Here is a 21118-nt window from a genome sequence, read left to right as displayed (position 1 = left end):
TTTTCCAAGCACTTATTGTTTTATAAGAATTAAGTATACGCTAACTGGTAAAAAGACACGTTATGCGAACGCTTTCAATATGCATCTAACAATGCTTGCTTATAGATTTTATTAAACTGTGCCAAAGGTAAATCAGCTGCATATTGATATATAAGCGATTTGTATTCATCACTTTGAATTAACGTTGAAACCGAGTGATTAAAATCAAGCATGAAGCGAATATTGTCTTCACTTCGTTGACACATTAAATGCCCAACAGTAAACGGTGTTTTTAATTTCAAGTCAAAGGAGTGAATGTCAGCATGTGTGATCTCATGCCAATACGTCGCAATATCACTTGGGTATTCAATAGAAGCGTCAAACTCTTTTAACCTAGCTAATTGCTCTAACCTAGAAAAAGTATTAATGGCTGCGCCTTTAATTTTAGATTCGTCAACATCGTCAATACGCGACATAATATCCTCAGGAAATACTCTAAGCTTTGACAAACCCAATGTTAAGCCACTGCGGGCTATAAGCTCGTTTAACATGTTTGTATTATTAAATTGACTCAAGTCTTTAGGAGAATATAACCGAGGCGCAAGATACAAAGAAAATGGCTTCGATATTAAATAACGCTGTGCTCGTTCTGGAGTGTTAATTTTATTGGCATAGCAATGATTGCTACCATACTGTACCTCGTTATCAGTATCTGGCGCTTTTACAAACTCAATTCTATAGTCACTCATTGCAGCCAAAATAAGCGTGTAAAGCTTTGCATCTAGTGACTTTGCGTTGTTTGCTGAATTGAACCTAAGTAAAGATTCATCATTAGTGCTCAGTACAACTTTTATTTTATTTGCGTCAAAATTTTCAAATCGCGTATTTTTATAATCTGATTTATATAATTGCTTTAACCGTCCTGAGGATTTTAATTTTGGCATTGCTTGGTCAAATTTTTTCGCCAATGCTTTACCTTTTTTACTATTTGAAAAAGCCAAATAAATAGGCCTTGCCGGCACCACTTCCACATAACTTAATTTTGATTTGTATTCTTGTGGGATGTTGTAGTCAAAATCAACGAAAGCGTCGATGCGTTTATTTAGTAGCAAATCCATGGCTTTATCAATAGCCGATATCGGGTAATAATCGTGTTTATACTCAATATATTTATCAAAGTTATAGCCATCAAACCAGCTTAATACTTTATTGTTTAAATCAGATAACTTATTAAAGTTATGAGTAGAATTTAAAAAATAGGCATTAATTGGATAATCATAATCTAAATACCAATGAGGATAATAAGCTAAGGGGATATCTTCTTTAGCAACACCAATCACGAAGTCATACTGTTTTTGTTCAAATAAATTGGTAATTCGTTTGTAAGTACTAAAATCAAACTCGAGCTGTTCATCTGCATAAACTTCTTTGAGTAGCTCAATATAAACACCTGTTTCATCCGGATTGGTGTAATCAACCCAATGAGTTACGCCAACTTTTACACTTGCAAAAGCCGAGTTTATACAAACATAAGAAAAAACAATCAACAGTAGTAAGTATTTAGCCAAGCGCATTCCCCCAATCACTTAGCTTAATATATGCACCACCAGTGCACTTTGCAAACTTAGGTGTTAGTTTAGTAGTTTAATAAGATTTCTTTGTTTAAAATTAAGTGGCTAAATACCAGTCTGTTTGATACAAAAAGATAAAAAAATAGGAGAGCTTAATTTTGAGTAAGGCAATTAAGTTTAGAGTGTATTTAGTCACTTTGATTATATGTGTTGTTGGCTTTATATTTTCACCAGCGAGTAGCCAGTTTTATACAAACCCGTTTTATATTGGCAGTTTTGTTTTTGCAATCGCGCTGATTGTAATTGTTATTAATTACTTTTGCCCAAATTGTAGAAAAAACCAAGTAATACAATCAGCTACAAACTATCGCCTGCCCACAAATAAGTGCTATCACTGCGAAGAAGAAATTAATTAAGCTTGTCGGATTGCGCTTCGCTTATCCGACCTACATGTTTGAATAAGCAGGTGTGGTGCTTGATATAAAGAGTGCTTGGAAAGAGTGAGCAATAGAGTTGTGCTGTTAGGTTTCGCTGCACTCAACCTAACTTAAGATAACTTAACGCCGAGCAGCTTATAGCTAACCACTTGCGGCTGCGCTTGCTCTTTAACTAATACCCAAATACTTATGTACTTGAATTGATAAGCGCCAGTTTTTGGCGATACAGGTATCAATGGCTAATTTAGTTGCCGATGCTTTTTGGCTTATTGGCTGTAGATATACCAGTTTTGGGTTTACACCGGTGGCAGTAAATAACTCTTCCAGCTCTTCTACGTGTTTTTGCATAGCAACTGGGTGTTTAATTTCATCAGCGCGTTGCATAGCACTACTGAGTACTTTATAGCCACCACGCATATTAATTTTTGGCGATACCGTAACCCACGTTTGTGCAGGAGCGAGTATTTCAAAGGTGCCGCTGGTTTCTATTTGTGTGCTAAAACCATGATCATGCAATAAATTACACACTGGGTTTAAATCGTACATGCAGGGTTCGCCACCAGTGATCACAACATGCTTAGCGGTGTAGCCACGGGATTTAAATAACTCCAGTACTTGCGAGGCACTGGCCTCAGCCCAATGATCTGAGTCGGCTTTTTTTTCTATCGTGTCATCAAGTGATACTTTATATACGTTATCAACATCCCAGGTTTGTTTTGTGTCACACCACGAACATCCCACAGGGCAACCTTGCAGGCGTAAAAATATAGACGGCGTACCAGTAAAACTCGCTTCACCTTGAATGGTTTCAAACACTTCATTAATTTTGTACAAAAGAAATCTCACTTACAACCTGACGGCAAAATTGTTACTATTAAGAATCACAAAGCACGGTGCAAAAATTGTCATTTATGCCTTGGCCGTGTAGTATATCGCGCCCTGATATAAACCTCTATCAAAACTAAAGAGCAAACCACGTATGACGCAAAAAGTAGTTGTTATTTATTCCGGCGGTATGGACTCATTTACTGTATTAAATAAAGCCCTGCAACAAGGCCATGATGTTTATGCCCTCTCGTTTGATTATGGTCAGCGTCATGTTAAAGAACTTAAAGTAGCCGCCAACGTATGTGAAAAGCTAAATGTCCCGCACAAAATTGTTGATATATCAGCGATCAATCAGCTTATTGGTGGTTCGTCGTTAACAGACGATATTGATGTGCCAGAAGGCCATTACGAAGAAGAAAGCATGAAAAGCACCATTGTGCCTAATCGCAATATGATTTTACTTTCCTTAGCAGTAGGTTACGCGGTATCGCTTAAAGCGAGCAAAGTATATTACGGCGCGCATTCAGGCGATCATGCAATTTACCCAGATTGCCGCCCTGAGTTTGTTAAAAAGATGGATGATGTGTGTCGTATAGCGAATTACGATGCAGTAGAAATTTTTAGCCCGTATTTAAACAATACTAAAATCGATATTTTAACCGATGGTATTAAAATGGGATTAGACTACAGCCAAACATGGACCTGTTATAACGGCCGCGACAAAGCGTGTGGTAAGTGTGGTGCCTGCCAAGAACGTTTAGAAGCCTTTGAACTTAATAACGTGACTGATCCGCTTGAATATGAGTAAAATTTAAAGCTAATACACGAAAGGGCTACCAAGGGTAGCCTTTTTTGTTACGATAAAACGTTAAAGCCAGCGTTTTACCCGTGATTTATAATCGTCAAATTGCTCACCAAATAATTTGTGGAGCGCCCGTTCCTCTGGGATTATTTGAAATAGGGTAATGTAAGCAATAAACCCTGCTACACCTAAAAAAGCCCACATTGAACCCAACCACACGCCCCAGCCTGCTAATATAAACGCAAAACCTAAGTACATTGGATTACGAGAAAGTTTATACACACCTGATGTAACTAATCTTGAGGCTTCTTCAGGTTTGTTGGGGAGGACTGTGGTTTTAGCCAACCGAAAACTCACGACCCCAGCAATACAAAATATACACCCCGTAGCGACGAGTGCGAGCGCGAGATAAATAATAAATGCGGTAAAGTCAATTACCGTGTAGTGAGCGATTAGCGCCATAATAGCGGCAAAAAACACCATGACCACCAAAGGTGGAACTTTATTGTTGAGCATACCTATTCCTTGTATCGATTAAAAAATCAGCTTAATTATTATATTGTGGCAACACAAAAAATAACAATGGCTTTTCAAGTATTTATAAATACAAATAAAGTTACAATTTATTGGCTTTATCGGCGCTTGATTATGGTTATAATTTAAGCTTAAATAAAAGTTAAAGGAAGTAATTATGTCTGGCACAACAATGATAGTTCTCATTGTACTTATTTCTGTAGGTTCGGGAGTTATTTACGATATGTATAAAAAGCACCTTGAATTTAAACATAAAGTACAGGACAACAACCAAGACGCACACAAACAACTAGCTGAGGTAACCGCTCAAGTGAGTGAACTTAAACAACGAGTACAAACACTTGAAGCCATTGTTACCGACTCAAGCTACAACGTAAAACAAGAAATAAACAAACTTTAATGTATACGTTACAAGTAATTTGGGTATAAATGTGCGTTTTCAGGCTGCTCAATGCCATGGGCAGCTAAAAAACCACCAATTGCTTGACCACATCCTTGTGGCGCTCGGCCACTGTCTATCTCAAAATTTAACTGATTCGCCTCTTGTTTACCCATTGAGCACAAACTAACTGAACTTGGCGAACGCATAGAGACACTTAACTCACCTACTCGCTCCGCACGCACATGCTTACTAAAGCGCGCAAAACCTTGGTATTTAAAATGCTCGTTTACATACTCATTACTGGTATTAACCAACGCATTAATAAAACTGTGTAAAAAACTATTTGGTGAACTGTCACTGGCTAAAAAAGACAACTGCGTGTGGTTAAACTCACTTAGCTGACAGTCTTCGCAATTAAGCTTTACCGTGTAAAGCTGCTCACCCGTCGCAATACTCTGATGGCTCATTAAAGTGACCGGTGCATCAGCAAATACCAAACGCGTAATTATTGTCGCCAAAGATGTGGTTTCAATTGAACCGCTTGTTACTAAGTCAGGGTTTTGTGCCATAACGGGTAAGTCATGATGATTATTAAACGGCGTGCTGGTTGCCTCTTGATGCTGCAGCTGGAAAAGCTCTCTAACCTCATGTTCACGCGCCACTTTTAACGCTAAGAATGCGGTTTGAATAAGCTCAGAAGTAGGTAAGTTTTGCTCTACTGGCCAACGGCGACCAAACAATAGTTTTTTTGCTTTATTATCAGCACGGTAATTGTCGGGGCTAAGCACTGCTACTTGCAGATAAATATCACTGTTTTTTTCTGCCGCTAACACACTAAAGTGGTTAGAAAAGCTAATGTCGTTAAGCACTTCATTAACACTCGCTAATGTGTGCTTGTAACGCAAAAAATGCTGCGGAACAATCCAATTTTTATTAGCCAGTTGTACTAAGGGCGCATACGAAATCGGTTGCTCGTAGCTGTGTTGCCATTTTTGCCCATCGCCCAATAATGACTCAATTTTTATATTGTTATCTGACATATATAAACCAAATAAATCTGCCCAACGGCAAGATATTAACTATGAAGCACTTTACGTAGTTAATCATTAAAAGCGATCACACTTATTAGTAGTATTTAGCGTTCGAATACATGTTGATACTCCGTTATAACTTTTTGATAGTAAAGTCTATCTTTATTGAGCATTCGAGTATAATGGTCAAGCAATTGCTGCTGATATTGATGGTGTTGAGGGTTATGTTTATCCCACATATGAGCCCCCGTTTTAGTAATAGTGCCGGTGGCATTAAAACTGACTTGTAGCACTTCGTAAAAACGCTTGTTTTCAACAATAATTTGCTCGCTATCGAGCTGCAAATTACAGGCTTTTAAACCCGCACGTACTTTATAGAGGTGCATAATAGGGCAAATAATAAAACTTAGTTGTTTAAGGCTGTGCGGATTATTAGCAATAATTTGCTCAATTAGCTTTAAGCATAAATCGCCCCCCACTCCAGCAATAACGATTACTTGCTTGGCATCTGTTGGCAGTTTAATTTGCGCAACATCTTCGCAGCGCACTTGCCATGAAGGCAAAGACTTTCCTTGCTCAAATTGTTGCAGCGACTGCTCAAGCGCTTCCATTAACTGTGGAATAATATCAACAAAGTTTATTTGTTTGGCTATGCCGCGCTCAAGTAATGCCATACCTAAAAAGCCATGATCGCAGCAACAATCCCAAATAATATCGAGAGGCTGTGTAATTAATGAATTAATGGCGTTTAAACGTTTACTCAGTTTCATTTAACTCACTATGTTTTTGTTTTGTACACCAATGCTTTTAAGCTTTTGTCGCTATCAATTTCAATAAAGCGATCGGTAGGTTCTAGGCGTTTAACAAACTCAATAGCACCTTGAGTATGCTCTTCAATAAGTGCTTTAAAATCGTTTTCTGTAAGCTCAGGGCTATTAGCGCATAGCAATAGCTGTGTAGTATCGTTTAAAAGCTCAGGAAGTCTGCGCAGCACTTTTTGATAGTCTTTGGTTAAAATAAAACTGCCTTTTTGAAAACTGGGCGGATCAACAATAATTAAATCAAACGGTGCGGCTTTTTTTAGCTTACCAAACGACTTTAAAATATCGTGCGGTAAAAAACTGACCCCACGATCGACATTATTGAGTTGGTGGTTTTGCTTACCCACTTTTAACACACCTTTGCTCATATCCATGTTCATCACATGATCTGCACCACCGTGCATAGCCGCAACCGAAAAACCACAGGTATAAGAAAACAAATTAAGTACTTTGGCGTGCTTACTATTTTGCATGACAAACTCACGGCCTTTTCGCATATCAGGAAAAATACCGGTGTTTTGCTTACTCATTAAATCAACCAAAAAACGCACCCCATTTTCGGCTACGCTATGACGAACTGGCAGTTGACCGTGAACAAGGGTGTTATGGCTTTGTAGCCCAGCTCGCTGCTGATACACCAATGCAGTAATTAGCTCTGGATGATGTTGTTGTGCCCACTGCCATAACGTATCGGTAAGCGTAGTGAGTGTTGCCTCATCAATTTCACTGTATGACACCAAAAACAAACTCGGTGGATAAAAGTCTAAGTTAATATGGCTAAGCGCTTCAACACTGTGGCCGCGTCCATGAAATACGCGGCAAAGCTCGTTATCGGAAAAAGGCGTGTCTGCCAAAGCATTTATAAGTGGAGTAAAATCGGTTGTCATTTAATTAATCAACTGTTGTTGTAGTTCATGTATTTCGTCGCGCACTGAGGCGGCTTTTTCAAATTCTAAATCGCTGGCATACGCATGCATTTTGGTTTCTAACTGCTTAATTTGCGTTGCAATTTCTTTAGCACTGAGGATTTTTTTAGATTCTTTACGAATAAGCTGTAGGTTGTCTTGCGGTGAAGCATCTTGGCCTACATCCATTACATCAAGTATCTTTTTAACTAATGCACTAGGTTCAATACCATGCTTAACATTATAAGCATGCTGTATTTCTCGGCGTCGGTCAGTTTCCTCAATGGCTTTAGCCATCGATTTAGTCACTCTGTCACCGTATAAAATGGCACGACCATCAAGGTGGCGCGCCGCACGGCCTATCGTTTGAATAAGTGAGCGTGCTGAGCGTAAAAAGCCTTCTTTATCGGCATCTAAAATAGCCACTAGTGCCACTTCTGGCATGTCTAAGCCTTCACGTAGTAAGTTAATGCCTACTAACACATCAAATACACCGGCACGTAAATCACGAATAATCTCTACTCGCTCTACGGTATCAATATCAGAATGTAAATAACGTACTTTTACATTGTGCTCACTCAAGTAGTCAGTTAAATCTTCAGCCATGCGTTTAGTAAGCGTAGTTACCAGCACACGCTCTTTTAATTCAACACATTTGTAAATTTCTGAGAGTAAGTCATCAACCTGATCGCCTACCGGGCGCACTTCAATAACGGGATCAAGTAAGCCAGTTGGACGAATAACCTGCTCTGCAACTTCGCCGTTGCTGCGCTCTAATTCAAAGTCACCCGGGGTGGCCGATACATAAATGGTTTGTGGTGCAATGGCCTCAAATTCTTCAAAACGCAGTGGCCTGTTATCCATAGCTGAGGGCATTCTAAAACCGTATTCAACGAGGTTTTCTTTACGGCTTCTATCGCCTTTATACATGGCGCCAATTTGCGAGACGGTTACGTGCGATTCATCAATAATCATTAATGCGTCGTCAGGTAAATAGTCCAGTAATGTTGGCGGTGGGTCGCCAGGTGTACGCCCCGATAAATAACGGCTGTAGTTTTCAATACCAGAGCAATAACCAAGCTCGGTCATCATTTCTATATCGTATTGGGTACGCTGAGCTATGCGTTGTTCTTCTACTAACTTATTAGCGCTAAGTAATTGTGCTCTGCGCTCTTTAAGTTCGGCTTTAATTTTTTCGATAGCTTCGAGAATTTTTTCTCGTGGCGTTACATAGTGAGTTTTAGGATAAATAGTGGCACGCACTATGTGTTTTTCTACCGCACCGGTTAAGGGGTCAAAAATACTTAGGCGTTCAACTTCGTCATCAAACATCTCTACACGCACTGCATAGGTGTCTGATTCAGCGGGGAATATATCAACCACTTCACCACGTACGCGGTATGTACCACGACTAAAGTCAATATCATTTCGCGTATATTGTAGCTCTGCAAGACGGCGCAGCATATCTCGTTGGTCGACCTTTTCACCTACTTTTAAGAGCAGCATCATTTTCATGTATGAATCAGGATCGCCCAAACCATAAATTGCCGATACTGAGGCAACAATAATGGTATCGCGTCGCTCTAAAAGCGCTTTAGTGGCACTGAGTCGCATTTGCTCTATGTGCTCATTAATAGATGCGTCTTTTTCGATAAAGGTGTCGCTGGCTACCACATAGGCTTCAGGTTGGTAGTAATCGTAGTAAGATACAAAGTATTCAACCGCATTGTGTGGAAAAAACTCTTTCATCTCGCCGTACAATTGCGCCGCTAGAGTTTTATTGTGTGCCATAATAATAGTAGGTCGGTTTAAATCACTAATAATGTTAGCCATAGTGAATGTTTTACCGGTACCCGTTGCGCCTAATAATGTTTGCTGAGCAAGTCCGGCTTCTAAGCCTTCACACAATTGAGCAATAGCGGTTGGTTGATCCCCTGCGGGTTTAAATTTTGATACTAGCTGAAAATGATCGCTCAATGACTACACTCCTGTAATGCTTGACTGCTTAACGCTTCAATTTCTTTCATAAACCACTTGTAGGCTACAAGGGCTGTGAATAAATTACCAATGGCCGCGCCAATAAACAAGCCGATTAAGCCTGCGAGTTCGTTTCCGATATACGCAAAGGGAATATAAAAAACAAACAATCGAATGACGCTCAAAACTAAGGCTTTCATGGGTTTGTGTAAAGCGTTAAACGAGGAGTTTGATAAAATGATCACTCCTTGTAAGCCATAACTTAGAGGAATGGTATAAATAAACAGTTTGATGACATCAACAACCGCTTGCTCTTTACCAAATATTTCACTAATAACGCCTGAAAAAATAATTAATACAATATAAATAATGAACTGCCACAACATTACAAACTTGAGCGTACCTAGGTAGGCATCTTTTACACGAGAAAAATGACTCGCTCCAAAGTTTTGGCTGATAAAAGGTGGCAATGTCATCGACAAAGCTAATACCACTAAACTCGCTATTGATTCTATTCGACTCCCTACTCCAAAAGCAGCCACGGCTTCGGGACCATGATGAGCAACTAATGCGGTCATAACGGCCATAGCAACTGGGGTGAGCATGTTAGCCCCCGCTGCAGGTAAACCAATTTTTAAAATTTTACGGATTGCGCCAATAACGGTTTGCTTGCCAGCTTTTAAACTAAGCAGCCGCTTTTTAAAAATTAATATGTATAAAATAATTGCCACTGCAACTGCCCAGGCTATAACACTGGCAATGGCAGCCCCTTTAATGCCTAATGCGGGAATGGGACCAAAGCCAAAAATAAGCATCGGATCGAGCACTGCATTAATAAGCCCAGCCCCGCCCATAATAATGCTTGGTGTTTTTGTATCACCACTAGCACGCAATACTGAGTTTCCAATCATGGGAGTAATTAAAAATACACTGCCCAAAAACCAAATACTAATATACTGATGAATTAGCGGGAGCACCTGCTCCCCAGCCCCAAGCAAGGTAAATATAGGCTCAATCAATAAATAGCCACAGGCAGATAAAACCAATACTAATACTATCGCCACCAACAACGAGACACTGGCATCAAAACGCGCTTCTTCAATATTGTTGCTCCCTAAGGCCTTTGCAATAACTGCTGAGGTCCCTATACCTAAACCAATCGCTAAACTAATGACGGTAAAAGTAACAGGAAATGTAAAACTCACCGCGGCAAGCGGCTCAGTGCCAAGCAAACTAATAAAAAAAGTATCAACAATATTGAACATCATCAGGGTGAACATTCCAAAGATCATCGGAACGGTCATTTTTTTTAATGTAGGCAAAATTGGGGCGGTGAGTAAATCAGGGCGAGTATGTGATTGAGAATGTGCGCGCATAAAATAAATAAGCCTCTTTTACTGAACGGCATATTTTAAAGCATCTCGGCTATTCAAGCCATGCTTTATTAAATCTAAACAATCAAACCAACCTTTAATCTAAAAACTGTTGTTTTTATGCTGTTGCAAACAAATTTCGCACAAACACAGCAAAAACCAAATTAAATACATCTTTATAACTTTTGCAACATTTACTTTTTATGTTTTGTTGCTTTATTACACAGTAAGCGATGATGTTTTATCGTCACGAAAAATTTTATTTATCGTTTAGATGGCTATTCAAGCTGAATCATAAGTCTTTGTTTTTTAATATTTAAAAAAAAAGCTTTTTAATACTTGAAATCGTTGAAGCACCCTACACCGCTGGGGGTGCTGATGTTCTTAAAGTTTCATAAACAGAGTTATCCACAGAAACCGTGGATAACTCATTCAACCCCACGTTTATAAAGGGATACAACGCGGTGTAAATTTAACAGTGCGGTTGATTTTTTTCGTTAGCAATATGGAAACAGCGTTAAATGGTTTTGTAACGACTTAAAACATCGTTATATGTTTATTTAGTGCTAAACCGCATTCATGCTGCATAAATAGTCAACCCATTGATTGCCTTGTTTTTATACAAACTCTCGAAAGTTCAGCAACCATTCTGCTTTGAACAACATACAAAACATCATTACGGTTCTCATCTAGATTTAGTTCAACAAACTTTAACGAGGTAAAATAAAAGTGAGGTAATTATTTTAAATACGTTTATTAAGACTTTATAAAAATACAGGAAATAGAACACTTTTTTATCACTAAAAGCTGCTTTATTAAATTTTACTGTAAGTTTTATTGGTTAAAGTTACTCACTTGATTCAAATATTGCGCTGTTTTTATAAAACAATATCACTGCCCTTTACTCAAATAGAGTCACAAAACGCGCAGATTGCACATAAAAACAACGAATAGACCTCTTTTTTGAATTTATGATCTTTTATATGTTGACACTTTGCTATGCGGTCATTAATATTTCGCCCCGTTGAAAGGCAAGACGCTTCCCCCTTAGCTCAGTTGGTTAGAGCGACGGACTGTTAATCCGCAGGTCCCCCGTTCGAGTCGGGGAGGGGGAGCCAAGTTTTTCAGCCATAAACGATTCCCCCTTAGCTCAGTTGGTTAGAGCGACGGACTGTTAATCCGCAGGTCCCCCGTTCGAGTCGGGGAGGGGGAGCCAAGTTTATGTTTATGATGTAGTTCCCCCTTAGCTCAGTTGGTTAGAGCGACGGACTGTTAATCCGCAGGTCCCCCGTTCGAGTCGGGGAGGGGGAGCCAAGTCATAAAAGTACATTTTAGTTCCCCCTTAGCTCAGTTGGTTAGAGCGACGGACTGTTAATCCGCAGGTCCCCCGTTCGAGTCGGGGAGGGGGAGCCAATTTACTACACTCCCATAGACATATCCTAAAAATTGCACTACCATTTCTCTTTTAAAACAAAAACTTTTTGCTTATAAAACTAACTATTTGATAACTTTACCTATCAAGCTATAATTAGTTTAATAATCATGAGGTTGTGTCCTCCCCTTTGACATATAAAGATTAAACAATGGCAGCTTTTAAAAAACTTATTTTTATACAACTGATGGCTTGGTTGATTCTTGTAACCGCTGGCTGTTACTTTATAAGCCAAAATTTTGATAGCGCTATCGGTAATGCGCAAAAAAATGCACAAGCTACTGTTGAGCAATACATTAAAAACTTATCCGCAACTGACATTTCTGCTGATAACTTAAAAAGCACACTTGCAACCAGTGAAACATTTTCACGTTTTACTCTACGTGATTATCAAGGCGCAGAAGTGTTTTCAATTAGCAACACACCCAAGCTGCCTTTTATTGCTGAGCTTATTCAATCTAACTACAACTCAGTACGCCCTCAGTACGCCACTAATAATAATGCCGATATAAAAGTTGAATTTAAATTAAACATTGCTTACTTGGCTGATCAGTTTCAAACCGCATTTTTTATTGTATTTGCTATAAGCACCCTACTCGCGTTGATCCCCGTTATATTAATGAAGTCTATTGTTGAACACATTAATACCAATGTGTGCATGGGCGTTGCAGATGTTATTGACATATATATTAATCAAAACCAACTCAGTGATGATTTCGCAACTAAATTTGATTCTAGCCAATTAGAAAAATTAGGAAAAAATTTAATCCCCAGTTTTAATCGTTTATCGTACTTTTTAAAAAATAAAAACGACGATATTAAAACCGCAGCTCACACTATTAAGCGCGAAGCATATAAAGATGGCATTACTGATTTAGGTAATCGCAACATGTTTGTTGATTACTATGAAAAGCATATTGAAAACACTGAAGTGAGTACCTTTGGCTCATTGGCATTGGTGCGCTGTAGCGAGCTACAGTCAATTAATCAAAGCCGTGGCTATCAAAAAGGCGATGAATATATTAAAGCTGTTGCTGATATTATAAAAAGTATTAGCGGTACCTATACCAGCAGCCAGGTATTTCGAGTAAACAGCTCTGACTTCATAATTATACTGCCAAACACCCCACTAAAAGAAGCCGAGAGATTTGGTGAAAACCTACAATCTCGGTTTACGCAATACATGCAAAACCAAGAACTTAGCTCGGTTGCAAACACGGGGATTGTCGGTTATGAAAAAGCCAAACCACTAGGCGAACTGCTCTCTATTGTTGATAATGCAATGAGTATGGCGCAGTCAAAACAAGTTAATGCTTGGCACGTACAACGCGATACAGATTTATCCAATAATGTGAGCGCAGGATTTGGTAACCAAAACTGGCGTAAAGTGATTAACGAAGTAATTGAGTCTAAAAGCGTCCATTTGGTGATCCAAAATATTATGCCTTTAGGCAAAAGCATTAAAGCCTATGCTGAAATTCAAGCCCGCTTCAAAACAGAAGAAAACCAAGCTTTGCCTACCGCTTCATTTTTAGCAATGGCTGAAAAGCTCGATATGGCCATTGAAATTGACAAGTTAATAATAGAATCGTCTTTGGAAAGAATAAAATCGAGTAATTTATCTGAAAAGTATTTTGGCTTAAATATTACCCCATCTAGCGCGCACAGCGACCAGTTTATGATTTGGTTAGAGCGCCGTTTACTTAAAGATACGCATATTGCTTCTAAGTTAATTTTTGAAGTGAGTGAATTTGGTCTTCAACAAAACATTAAAGCAAGCAAACGCTTTATTGATATGGTGCATCGCGTTGGTGCCAGAATAACTGTAGAACGCTTTGGTGTCGGACTCACCTCATTTAAATTTTTCAGAGATTTAAAACCAGACTTTATTAAAATGGATGCAAGCTATACCCGAGGTTTAGAGGACGATAAAAACAATCAATACTTTATGCGTTTAATGGTCGACCTTGCTCATAGAATTGGCGTCAGTGTTTTTGCAGAGGGCGTTGAAAGCCAAGAAGAAAAGCATATTGTAGAAACCCTATGCCTTGATGGTGTCCAAGGTTACTATATTGAAAAGCCTAAAGACATCTAACTAATTACCCTATTTAATAATAAAAAAGAGCATTTATGCTCTTTTTTACTTTTTAAAGTGTGCTTTTATGACTGTTCAGCCGTTAAAATGCTGACAGTTTTTTAATTGCAAACTCCCTTAAATTTAACCCTTTACAATTAGCCCATTATTTAACGTTGTTTATTTAACTGATAATCACTCAACGTGTTGTTAATCGCAGTAGAAAAAAGGATAATACACGGGATTTTATTAGCGTGAGGCACACATGACAGAATACGTCTTGTTATTAATTGGAACAGTGTTAGTTAACAACTTTGTATTAGTACAATTTTTAGGCCTTTGCCCGTTTATGGGTGTATCAGGAAAACTTGATACAGCCATAGGTATGTCTTTAGCAACTACCTTTGTGCTAACGCTTGCCTCTGTGACCAGTTATTTAGTAAACGAGTATATTTTATTACCACTAGATATCACCTACCTGAAAACAATGAGCTTTATTTTAGTTATTGCAGTGGTTGTTCAATTTACTGAAATGGTTGTTAGAAAAACCAGTCCAACGCTATATCGTTTATTGGGAATATTTTTACCTTTAATAACGACTAACTGTGCAGTACTCGGTGTTGCTTTATTAAATATCAAAGAAGATCACACCTTTTTACAATCTGCCGTCTATGGCTTTGGTGCCGCAGTGGGTTTTTCATTAGTTTTAGTTTTATTTGCGGCATTACGCGAACGCCTAGCCGCAGCAGATGTTCCCACTCCATTTAAAGGTGCTTCAATCGCAATGATAACGGCAGGTTTAATGTCAATGGCCTTTATGGGTTTTACTGGATTAGTGAAGTTTTAATATGACCTTGTTGTACGCTTTAATAGCGCTGGGTTTACTGGCGTTAATTTTCGGATTAATTTTAGGATTTGCAGCCGTACGTTTTCGAGTTGAGGGTAATCCTGTAGTAGAGCAAATCGATACCATTTTGCCACAAACACAATGTGGTCAATGTGGTTATCCTGGTTGTCGCCCTTATGCAGAAGCCATTGCCAATGGCGATGAAGTAAACAAGTGCCCACCCGGTGGTGATGCGACAGTTAAAAAGTTGGCTGATTTGATGGGTGTTGAGGCTAAACCTCTAGCCGGCGGCGAACAAGCCGAGCCAGTTAAAACAGTGGCCTACATTCGCGAAGATGAATGTATTGGTTGTACCAAATGTATTCAAGCCTGCCCTGTTGATGCCATTGTTGGTGCAACCCGACAAATGCACACCGTCCTAATTGACGAATGTACAGGCTGTGACTTGTGCGTTGAACCTTGTCCGGTCGATTGTATTGACATGCTACCCGTTGCACCAACAAAACAAACTTGGAAATGGCAACTAGACGCTATTCCTGTTACCCAAATAGATTAGAGGTTTGAGTGGAAAAGTTACTTGAACAAATAAAAAAAGGCACCGTTTGGGCATTTCCTGGCGGCGTACATCCTCCGCAGCAAAAGTCATTATCTAATAATGCGCCTATTGCGCGCCTTCCTTTGCCTGAAAAACTCGTTCTACCTTTAAAGCAGCATATTGGCGCTAGCGGCAAGTTAATTGTAGAAAAAAGCCAGCACGTATTAAAAGGCCAACCATTAACAAAGCCCTCTGCTAACTGGTCGGTACCTGTGCATGCACCTACATCAGGCACTATTATTGATATTACGCCTATGCCATCAGCACACCCTTCTGCTTTGCCTGAATTAAGCATTATTATTGAACCCGATGGCAAAGATACCTGGTGTGAACTATCGCCTTTAGCAAACCCAGCCAATGCATCACACGATGAACTCGTTGATGTTATTCATAATGCGGGGATCTCTGGCATGGGCGGCGCAGGCTTCCCAACCTATGTAAAAGCTGATATTAAACAACCTATTGAATTTTTGATTGTTAATGCGGTTGAGTGTGAACCTTACATCACGGCTGACGATACCTTAATGCGTGAGCACGCCGCTGAAATAGTCAAAGGTATTGAGCTCATGCAACAGCTACTCAATCCTACCCTGTGTATTATTGGTATTGAAGATAATAAGCCCGAGGCTATCACAGCCATGACAGAAGCGGCGAAGCATAACGAGCATATTTTAATACAAACCGTGCCTACTGTTTATCCCTCTGGCGGTGAAAAACAGCTAATAAAACTGCTCACTAACCGTGAAGTACCAAACGGCGGTATCCCTGCTGATATCGGCATTTTAGTACATAACACAGGTACTTTATTTGCGATTCAGCAAGCTGTATACGAAGGTAAACCGTTAATTGAACGTGTTGTTACCGTTACCGGCAATACTATACATAATCCAGGTAATGTATGGGCGCTATTAGGTACTGAGATAAAACACTTACTTGATTGCCAAGGGTTTTCACCTGTGCCACAACAACGTGTGGTCATGGGCGGTCCTATGATGGGCTTTACCTTACCTACGGTTCGTATTGGTGTTGTTAAAACAACAAACTGCATACTTGCTCCAGATCATAAAGAATTAGCAGAGCCTGGCCCAGAAAAAGCCTGTATTCGCTGTAGTGCCTGTGCAGATGCGTGCCCTGCTTCATTGTTACCACAGCAGTTACAGTGGTTTGCTAAATCAAAAGAATACGACAAACTCCAAGAACATAACTTATTTGATTGTATTGAATGTGGCGCGTGTGCCTATGTTTGCCCAAGTGAAATACCACTCGTTCAGTACTACCGCGTTGCAAAAGTTGAGATTAAAGAGCAAATTGCCGAGAAGATAAAATCTGATCGCGCTAAAGAACGCTTTGATGCACGTAAAGCGCGTTTAGAGCAAGAACAAGCTGAGCGAAAAAATCGTCACAAACGTAAGCCAGCAGCTAAATCAACCGAAGAACAGCAAAAAGTAGCCGATGCCCTTGCCCGCGTTAAAGATAAAACCAGCGATGGTGACAATAAATCAGCTGTAGCAGCGGCAATTGCGCGTGCTAAAGCTAAAAAGCAAGGTGGCGAACTTGAGCCAGATAACAGTGAAGTTGCAAAAGAACGCGCTGCCCGTAAAGAGCAAGCTCGCCTTTATAAAGAGCAAAAAGCACAAAGTAATGGTGATGACGAAGCTGTAGATGACAAAAAGTCAGCAGTTGCAGCCGCTATTGCCCGCGCTAAAGCCAAAAAGGCAGCACAAGCTAATGAGCAAACAGCAAGCGATGACACTGCAAGTGAATCACCCGTCGCTGCCGATGATAAAAAAGCTGCCGTCGCTGCCGCTATTGCCCGCGCTAAAGCCAAAAAGGCAGCACAAGCTAATGAGCAAGCAGCAACTGATGACACAACAAGTGAATCTCCAGCTGCTGCCGATGATAAAAAAGCCGCCGTCGCTGCAGCCATTGCCCGTGCTAAAGCCAAAAAAGCAGCACAAGCTAATGAGCAAGCAGCAGCTGATGACACTGCAAGTGAATCTCCAGTTGCTGCCGATGATAAAAAAGCTGCCGTGGCAGCCGCTATTGCCCGCGCTAAAGCTAAAAAAGCAGCGCAAGCTGCTGAGCAAACACAAAGCGATGACGCAATAAGTGAATCGCCTGTCGCCGCCGATGATAAAAAAGCCGCCGTGGCAGTCGCTATTGCCCGCGCTAAAGCCAAAAAAGCAGCGCAAGCTGATGAATTAGCAAAACAAAGTGAAAACACTGAGCCACAAAGCAACGATGAACCTTCAGAAGGTTCACAACAAACAGCTCAAGAAAAAAAGAAAGCCGCCGTAGCCGCGGCTATTGCTCGTGCTAAAGCCAAAAAGCAACAAAAAGAAGGAAACGATCAGTCATGAAACTAACCATGGCCAGCTCACCCCACAATCATAGTCACAAGTCTGTGACACGGTTAATGTTAACTGTGATTGCGGCTTGTATTCCTGGTGTTATTGCACAAGTTGTATTTTTTGGCACCGGTGTCCTTATCCAATTATTATTAGCGTTAGTGTGTGTAAGCGCGTTTGAAGCAGCCGTTATGTTAATGCGTAAGCGCCCTATTTGGCCTGCATTAAGCGATGGCAGTGCATGGCTTACCGGTGTGTTATTGGCAATAAGTATTCCGCCTTTAGCGCCTTGGTGGATTATTGTTATAGGGTGTTTGTTTGCCATAGTTATTGTTAAACAGCTATATGGTGGTTTAGGGTTTAATTTATTTAACCCTGCAATGGCAGCCTATGTGCTTTTATTAGTGTCGTTCCCTGTGCAAATGACTGCTTGGTTACCCGTTACAGAATTACTTAATACGGGTATTACTTTTAGCCAGCAGTTAAGCTTAATCTTTAGCGACTTTACCACGTTAGGATACAGCTTAGATCAGCTCCGAGTAGGAATAGACGGCAGCACAATGGCTACCCCACTTGATACCTTAAAAACAGATATTGCTCACGGACTAACGGTGACAGAGAGCATGCAAAAGAGCGTATTTAATGAGTGGACTGGCCTAGGTTGGGGATGGGTTAACTTAGCCTTCTTACTCGGCGGCCTTTACCTGTTAAAAACAAAAGTAATTAACTGGCATATACCAGTGAGTTTTATTGCAAGCTTAAGCTTATGCGCAGCAATTGGTTATATTGCCTCGCCAGGTACAGAGCCGGGTGTAGTGTTTCACTTGTTTAGTGGTGCGACTATGCTGGGGGCCTTTTTTATCGCCACCGATCCTGTATCAGCTGCAACCACCAATCGAGGTCGCCTTATTTATGGTGCAGCAATTGGTTTAATCGTGTATTTAATTCGCACCTTTGGTGGTTTTCCTGATGCAGTTGCATTTGGGGTGTTGCTAATAAACATAGCGGTACCGCTTATCGATTACTATACACAACCAAGAACCTATGGCCATGGAGCAGTAAAATGATTATTTCTTCAATGGTAAAAAATGGCGCAATATTGTGTGGGTTTGCGTTACTAACAACGGGACTCGTTGCCACAATTAATACACTTACCGCTGATAAAATTGCAGAGCAAGAGCAATTACAATTAACTAATCAGCTTCAAGAAGTATTGCCGCATTCTAAATACAGCAATGAGCTATCGCAAGATTGTGTAATTATATCTGATCCATTACTAGGGCCATACGACAACCAAGTTATTTATCGTGCCCGAAAAGATAACGAACCTGTGGCATTAGTCATTCGTCATGTCACCCCTAGTGGCTACAGTGGTGATATAAACTTACTCAGTGCAGTATATCGCGATGGTACCATTGCGGGTGTAAGGGTAACCAAACATGAAGAAACGCCAGGTTTAGGTGATAAAGTTGAAATAAAAAAATCAGACTGGATCACCACATTTAATACAAAAACAGTACAAAGCGAAAGTGACGATCGTTGGGCCGTTAAAAAAGACGGCGGCCAGTTTGACCAGTTTACTGGCGCTACAATTACACCTCGTGCCGTTGTAGGCTCAGTCAAAAACGCGGTACTTTATGCACAAGATAACTTTGATGCTCTGTTCACAGCAGCAAACGCATGCCCAGAGGTAACGCCATGAGCGAATTAAAAACCCTTTACAAAGAAGGCTTATGGGGAAATAACCCCGCCTTGGTACAGTTATTAGGTTTATGCCCTTTACTCGCTGTTACCTCTACAATTACTAATGCACTAGGTTTAGGCTTAGCAACCTTATTGGTATTAGTGGGCTCTAATATTACCGTATCAATAGTGCGTAACTGGGTACCTAAAGATATTAGAATACCTGTGTTTGTGATGATCATTGCCGGTTTTGTAACAATAGTACAGCTGTTAATGAACGCTTACACTTTTGGCCTTTACCAATCTTTAGGGATTTTCATTCCGTTAATTGTAACCAACTGCGCCATTATTGGCCGTGCTGAAGCATTTGCCTCAAAAAATCCAGTGCACTTATCTGCCTTTGATGGCTTAATGATGGGCTTAGGCTTTATGTTGGTTCTGGTTGTACTTGGCGCTATGCGAGAGCTGGTTGGACAAGGCACATTATTTGATGGTGCCGACTTATTACTCGGGCCTTGGGCTGCTATATTGCGCATTGAAGTGTTTAGCTTTGATAGCCAGTTTTTACTGGCCATTTTACCACCGGGCGCATTCTTAGGGCTTGGTCTGCTGATTGCCGCTAAAAATGTAATTGATGCACAAATAAAATCAAAACAAGTCGCACCGCTAGAAGCTGAAAAAGGCCCTAGAGCGCGTGTAACTAGCTTAACTTAAGGGGAAAACGCATTAACTTAATAAAGCTAATGCGTTTTAAGTTACATGAATAAAGAAAAACGTCACCAAATACTTACTCGCTTACGCGACGACAATCCACATCCTGAAACGGAGCTTGAATATTCAAGCCCATTTGAGTTGTTAGTTGCCGTTACGCTCTCAGCACAAGCCACCGATGTTGGGGTAAATAAAGCCACTCGTAAATTATTTCCGGTTGCTAATACACCACAAGCAATTTTAGATATTGGCCACGACACGCTGCGTGATTACATAAAAACCATTGGGTTGTTTAATTCAAAAGCAGCCAATGTATATAAAATGTGCCAAATATTGGTAGATCAGCATAACGGTGAAGTGCCAGAAAATCGTGAAGCCCTAGAAGCCCTCCCTGGCGTGGGCCGTAAAACTGCTAACGTAGTATTAAATACAGCCTTCGGCTGGCCGACAATCGCTGTAGATACGCATATTTTCCGTGTTTCTAACCGTACTAAACTTGCCATGGGTAAAGACGTGGTTGCGGTTGAACAAAAACTCGAAAAAGTCATTCCCAAAGAATTTAAAGTCGATGTACATCACTGGCTTATTTTACATGGGCGTTATACTTGCGTGGCACGTAAACCAAAATGCGGCAGCTGTATTATTGAAGACTTGTGTGAGTTTAAAGAGAAAACAGAGTAATCAAAGCCTGCTTTGTGCCATGAGCAGACAGTGGTAATGCCCTAATAATGGGCAAAAAATTGTTGGCTAAAATGTGGAGCGAAGCGGAATCGAGCCAACTGTTACGA

General features: G+C 40.3%; 18 protein-coding genes and 4 tRNA genes. 14 read left to right on the top strand and 8 right to left on the bottom strand.

The annotated features are described in order from the left end of the window. Positions 1 to 74: 74 nt before the first annotated feature. Positions 75 to 1553, bottom strand: coding sequence for a substrate-binding periplasmic protein (locus tag AC27JR_RS07275; RefSeq protein WP_487173196.1), 1479 nt, complete (start codon positions 1551 to 1553; stop codon positions 75 to 77). 602 nt (positions 1554 to 2155) lie between these two features. After that, entirely contained in the window at positions 2156 to 2821 is a 666-nt protein-coding gene (gene queE / locus AC27JR_RS07270) for a 7-carboxy-7-deazaguanine synthase QueE (protein ID WP_487173195.1), read from the bottom strand. A 145-nt stretch (positions 2822 to 2966) separates the two neighbouring features. On the opposite strand from queE, the gene queC reads away from it, so the two are divergent. Continuing rightward, positions 2967 to 3623 (top strand): 7-cyano-7-deazaguanine synthase QueC, encoded by a 657-nt coding sequence (gene queC, locus AC27JR_RS07265; RefSeq protein WP_008110177.1) that lies wholly within the window; start codon positions 2967 to 2969, stop codon positions 3621 to 3623. Between the two features lie 60 nt (positions 3624 to 3683). On the opposite strand, the gene AC27JR_RS07260 is transcribed toward queC, so the two are convergent. Then, a complete protein-coding gene (locus tag AC27JR_RS07260; RefSeq protein ID WP_487173194.1) occupies positions 3684 to 4133 on the bottom strand; it encodes a methyltransferase family protein in 450 nt (149 codons plus the stop codon). 175 nt (positions 4134 to 4308) lie between these two features. Between AC27JR_RS07260 and AC27JR_RS07255 the strand changes: the two genes are divergently transcribed. Further along, on the top strand, positions 4309 to 4551 hold the full coding sequence (locus AC27JR_RS07255) for a hypothetical protein (protein WP_010388451.1): 243 nt from the start codon (positions 4309 to 4311) through the stop codon (positions 4549 to 4551). An 8-nt stretch (positions 4552 to 4559) separates the two neighbouring features. Here AC27JR_RS07255 and AC27JR_RS07250 read toward each other — a convergent pair whose 3' ends face one another. The 5 genes from AC27JR_RS07250 to AC27JR_RS07230 form a co-directional block, all read right to left on the bottom strand. Then, positions 4560 to 5573 carry a hypothetical protein gene (locus tag AC27JR_RS07250; RefSeq protein ID WP_487173193.1) on the bottom strand — a complete coding sequence of 338 codons (1014 nt, stop codon included), beginning with the start codon at positions 5571 to 5573 and terminating at the stop codon, positions 4560 to 4562. 95 nt (positions 5574 to 5668) lie between these two features. Continuing rightward, positions 5669 to 6334 (bottom strand): tRNA (adenine(22)-N(1))-methyltransferase TrmK, encoded by a 666-nt coding sequence (locus AC27JR_RS07245; RefSeq protein WP_076918485.1) that lies wholly within the window; start codon positions 6332 to 6334, stop codon positions 5669 to 5671. An 8-nt stretch (positions 6335 to 6342) separates the two neighbouring features. Continuing rightward, complete coding sequence (locus AC27JR_RS07240; protein ID WP_487173192.1) at positions 6343 to 7272, bottom strand: class I SAM-dependent methyltransferase; 930 nt, start codon at positions 7270 to 7272, stop codon at positions 6343 to 6345. Beyond that, positions 7273 to 9267, bottom strand: a complete 1995-nt coding sequence (uvrB, locus tag AC27JR_RS07235) for an excinuclease ABC subunit UvrB (protein ID WP_008468252.1) — start codon at positions 9265 to 9267, stop codon at positions 7273 to 7275. It abuts the gene before it with no gap. Further along, positions 9264 to 10643: an MATE family efflux transporter gene (locus tag AC27JR_RS07230; RefSeq protein ID WP_487173191.1), complete on the bottom strand. Its 1380-nt coding sequence runs from the start codon at positions 10641 to 10643 to the stop codon at positions 9264 to 9266. Before AC27JR_RS07230 ends, uvrB begins: the two co-directional genes overlap by 4 nt. 1038 nt (positions 10644 to 11681) lie before the next feature. On the opposite strand from AC27JR_RS07230, the gene AC27JR_RS07225 reads away from it, so the two are divergent. From AC27JR_RS07225 to nth, 12 genes are all read left to right on the top strand, one after another. Continuing rightward, positions 11682 to 11758, top strand: a tRNA-Asn gene (locus AC27JR_RS07225). Between the two features lie 21 nt (positions 11759 to 11779). After that, positions 11780 to 11856 (top strand) — tRNA-Asn (locus AC27JR_RS07220). Between the two features lie 21 nt (positions 11857 to 11877). After that, positions 11878 to 11954, top strand: a tRNA-Asn gene (locus tag AC27JR_RS07215). Positions 11955 to 11976: 22 nt separating this feature from the next. After that, a tRNA-Asn gene (locus tag AC27JR_RS07210) sits at positions 11977 to 12053 on the top strand. 170 nt (positions 12054 to 12223) lie between these two features. Next, complete coding sequence (locus AC27JR_RS07205) at positions 12224 to 14167, top strand: EAL domain-containing protein (RefSeq protein ID WP_487173190.1); 1944 nt, start codon at positions 12224 to 12226, stop codon at positions 14165 to 14167. A gap of 244 nt (positions 14168 to 14411) precedes the next feature. Further along, positions 14412 to 14993 carry an electron transport complex subunit RsxA gene (rsxA, locus tag AC27JR_RS07200; protein ID WP_008115244.1) on the top strand — a complete coding sequence of 194 codons (582 nt, stop codon included), beginning with the start codon at positions 14412 to 14414 and terminating at the stop codon, positions 14991 to 14993. Between the two features lies 1 nt (position 14994). Continuing rightward, positions 14995 to 15549 (top strand): electron transport complex subunit RsxB, encoded by a 555-nt coding sequence (gene rsxB, locus AC27JR_RS07195; RefSeq protein WP_487173189.1) that lies wholly within the window; start codon positions 14995 to 14997, stop codon positions 15547 to 15549. Between the two features lie 8 nt (positions 15550 to 15557). Next, the gene (rsxC, locus tag AC27JR_RS07190; RefSeq protein WP_487173188.1) at positions 15558 to 17948 is read left to right on the top strand and encodes an electron transport complex subunit RsxC; all 2391 of its coding nucleotides are present in this window, start codon (positions 15558 to 15560) and stop codon (positions 17946 to 17948) included. After that, a complete protein-coding gene (gene rsxD / locus AC27JR_RS07185) occupies positions 17945 to 19003 on the top strand; it encodes an electron transport complex subunit RsxD (protein ID WP_008115238.1) in 1059 nt (352 codons plus the stop codon). The genes rsxC and rsxD overlap by 4 nt, the downstream gene beginning before the upstream one ends. Next, positions 19000 to 19638: an electron transport complex subunit RsxG gene (gene rsxG / locus AC27JR_RS07180; protein ID WP_008115237.1), complete on the top strand. Its 639-nt coding sequence runs from the start codon at positions 19000 to 19002 to the stop codon at positions 19636 to 19638. Before rsxD ends, rsxG begins: the two co-directional genes overlap by 4 nt. Then, positions 19635 to 20333 carry an electron transport complex subunit E gene (locus AC27JR_RS07175; protein WP_487173187.1) on the top strand — a complete coding sequence of 233 codons (699 nt, stop codon included), beginning with the start codon at positions 19635 to 19637 and terminating at the stop codon, positions 20331 to 20333. Before rsxG ends, AC27JR_RS07175 begins: the two co-directional genes overlap by 4 nt. Positions 20334 to 20378: 45 nt before the next feature. Further along, a complete protein-coding gene (nth, locus tag AC27JR_RS07170) occupies positions 20379 to 21011 on the top strand; it encodes an endonuclease III (RefSeq protein ID WP_055013367.1) in 633 nt (210 codons plus the stop codon). Positions 21012 to 21118: the final 107 nt, after the last annotated feature.

The organism is Pseudoalteromonas sp. NH0006-26, from assembly GCF_057552415.1.
The sequence above is the reverse complement of the archived record's forward strand: the minus strand, read 5'-3'. Positions and strand labels throughout refer to the sequence as shown.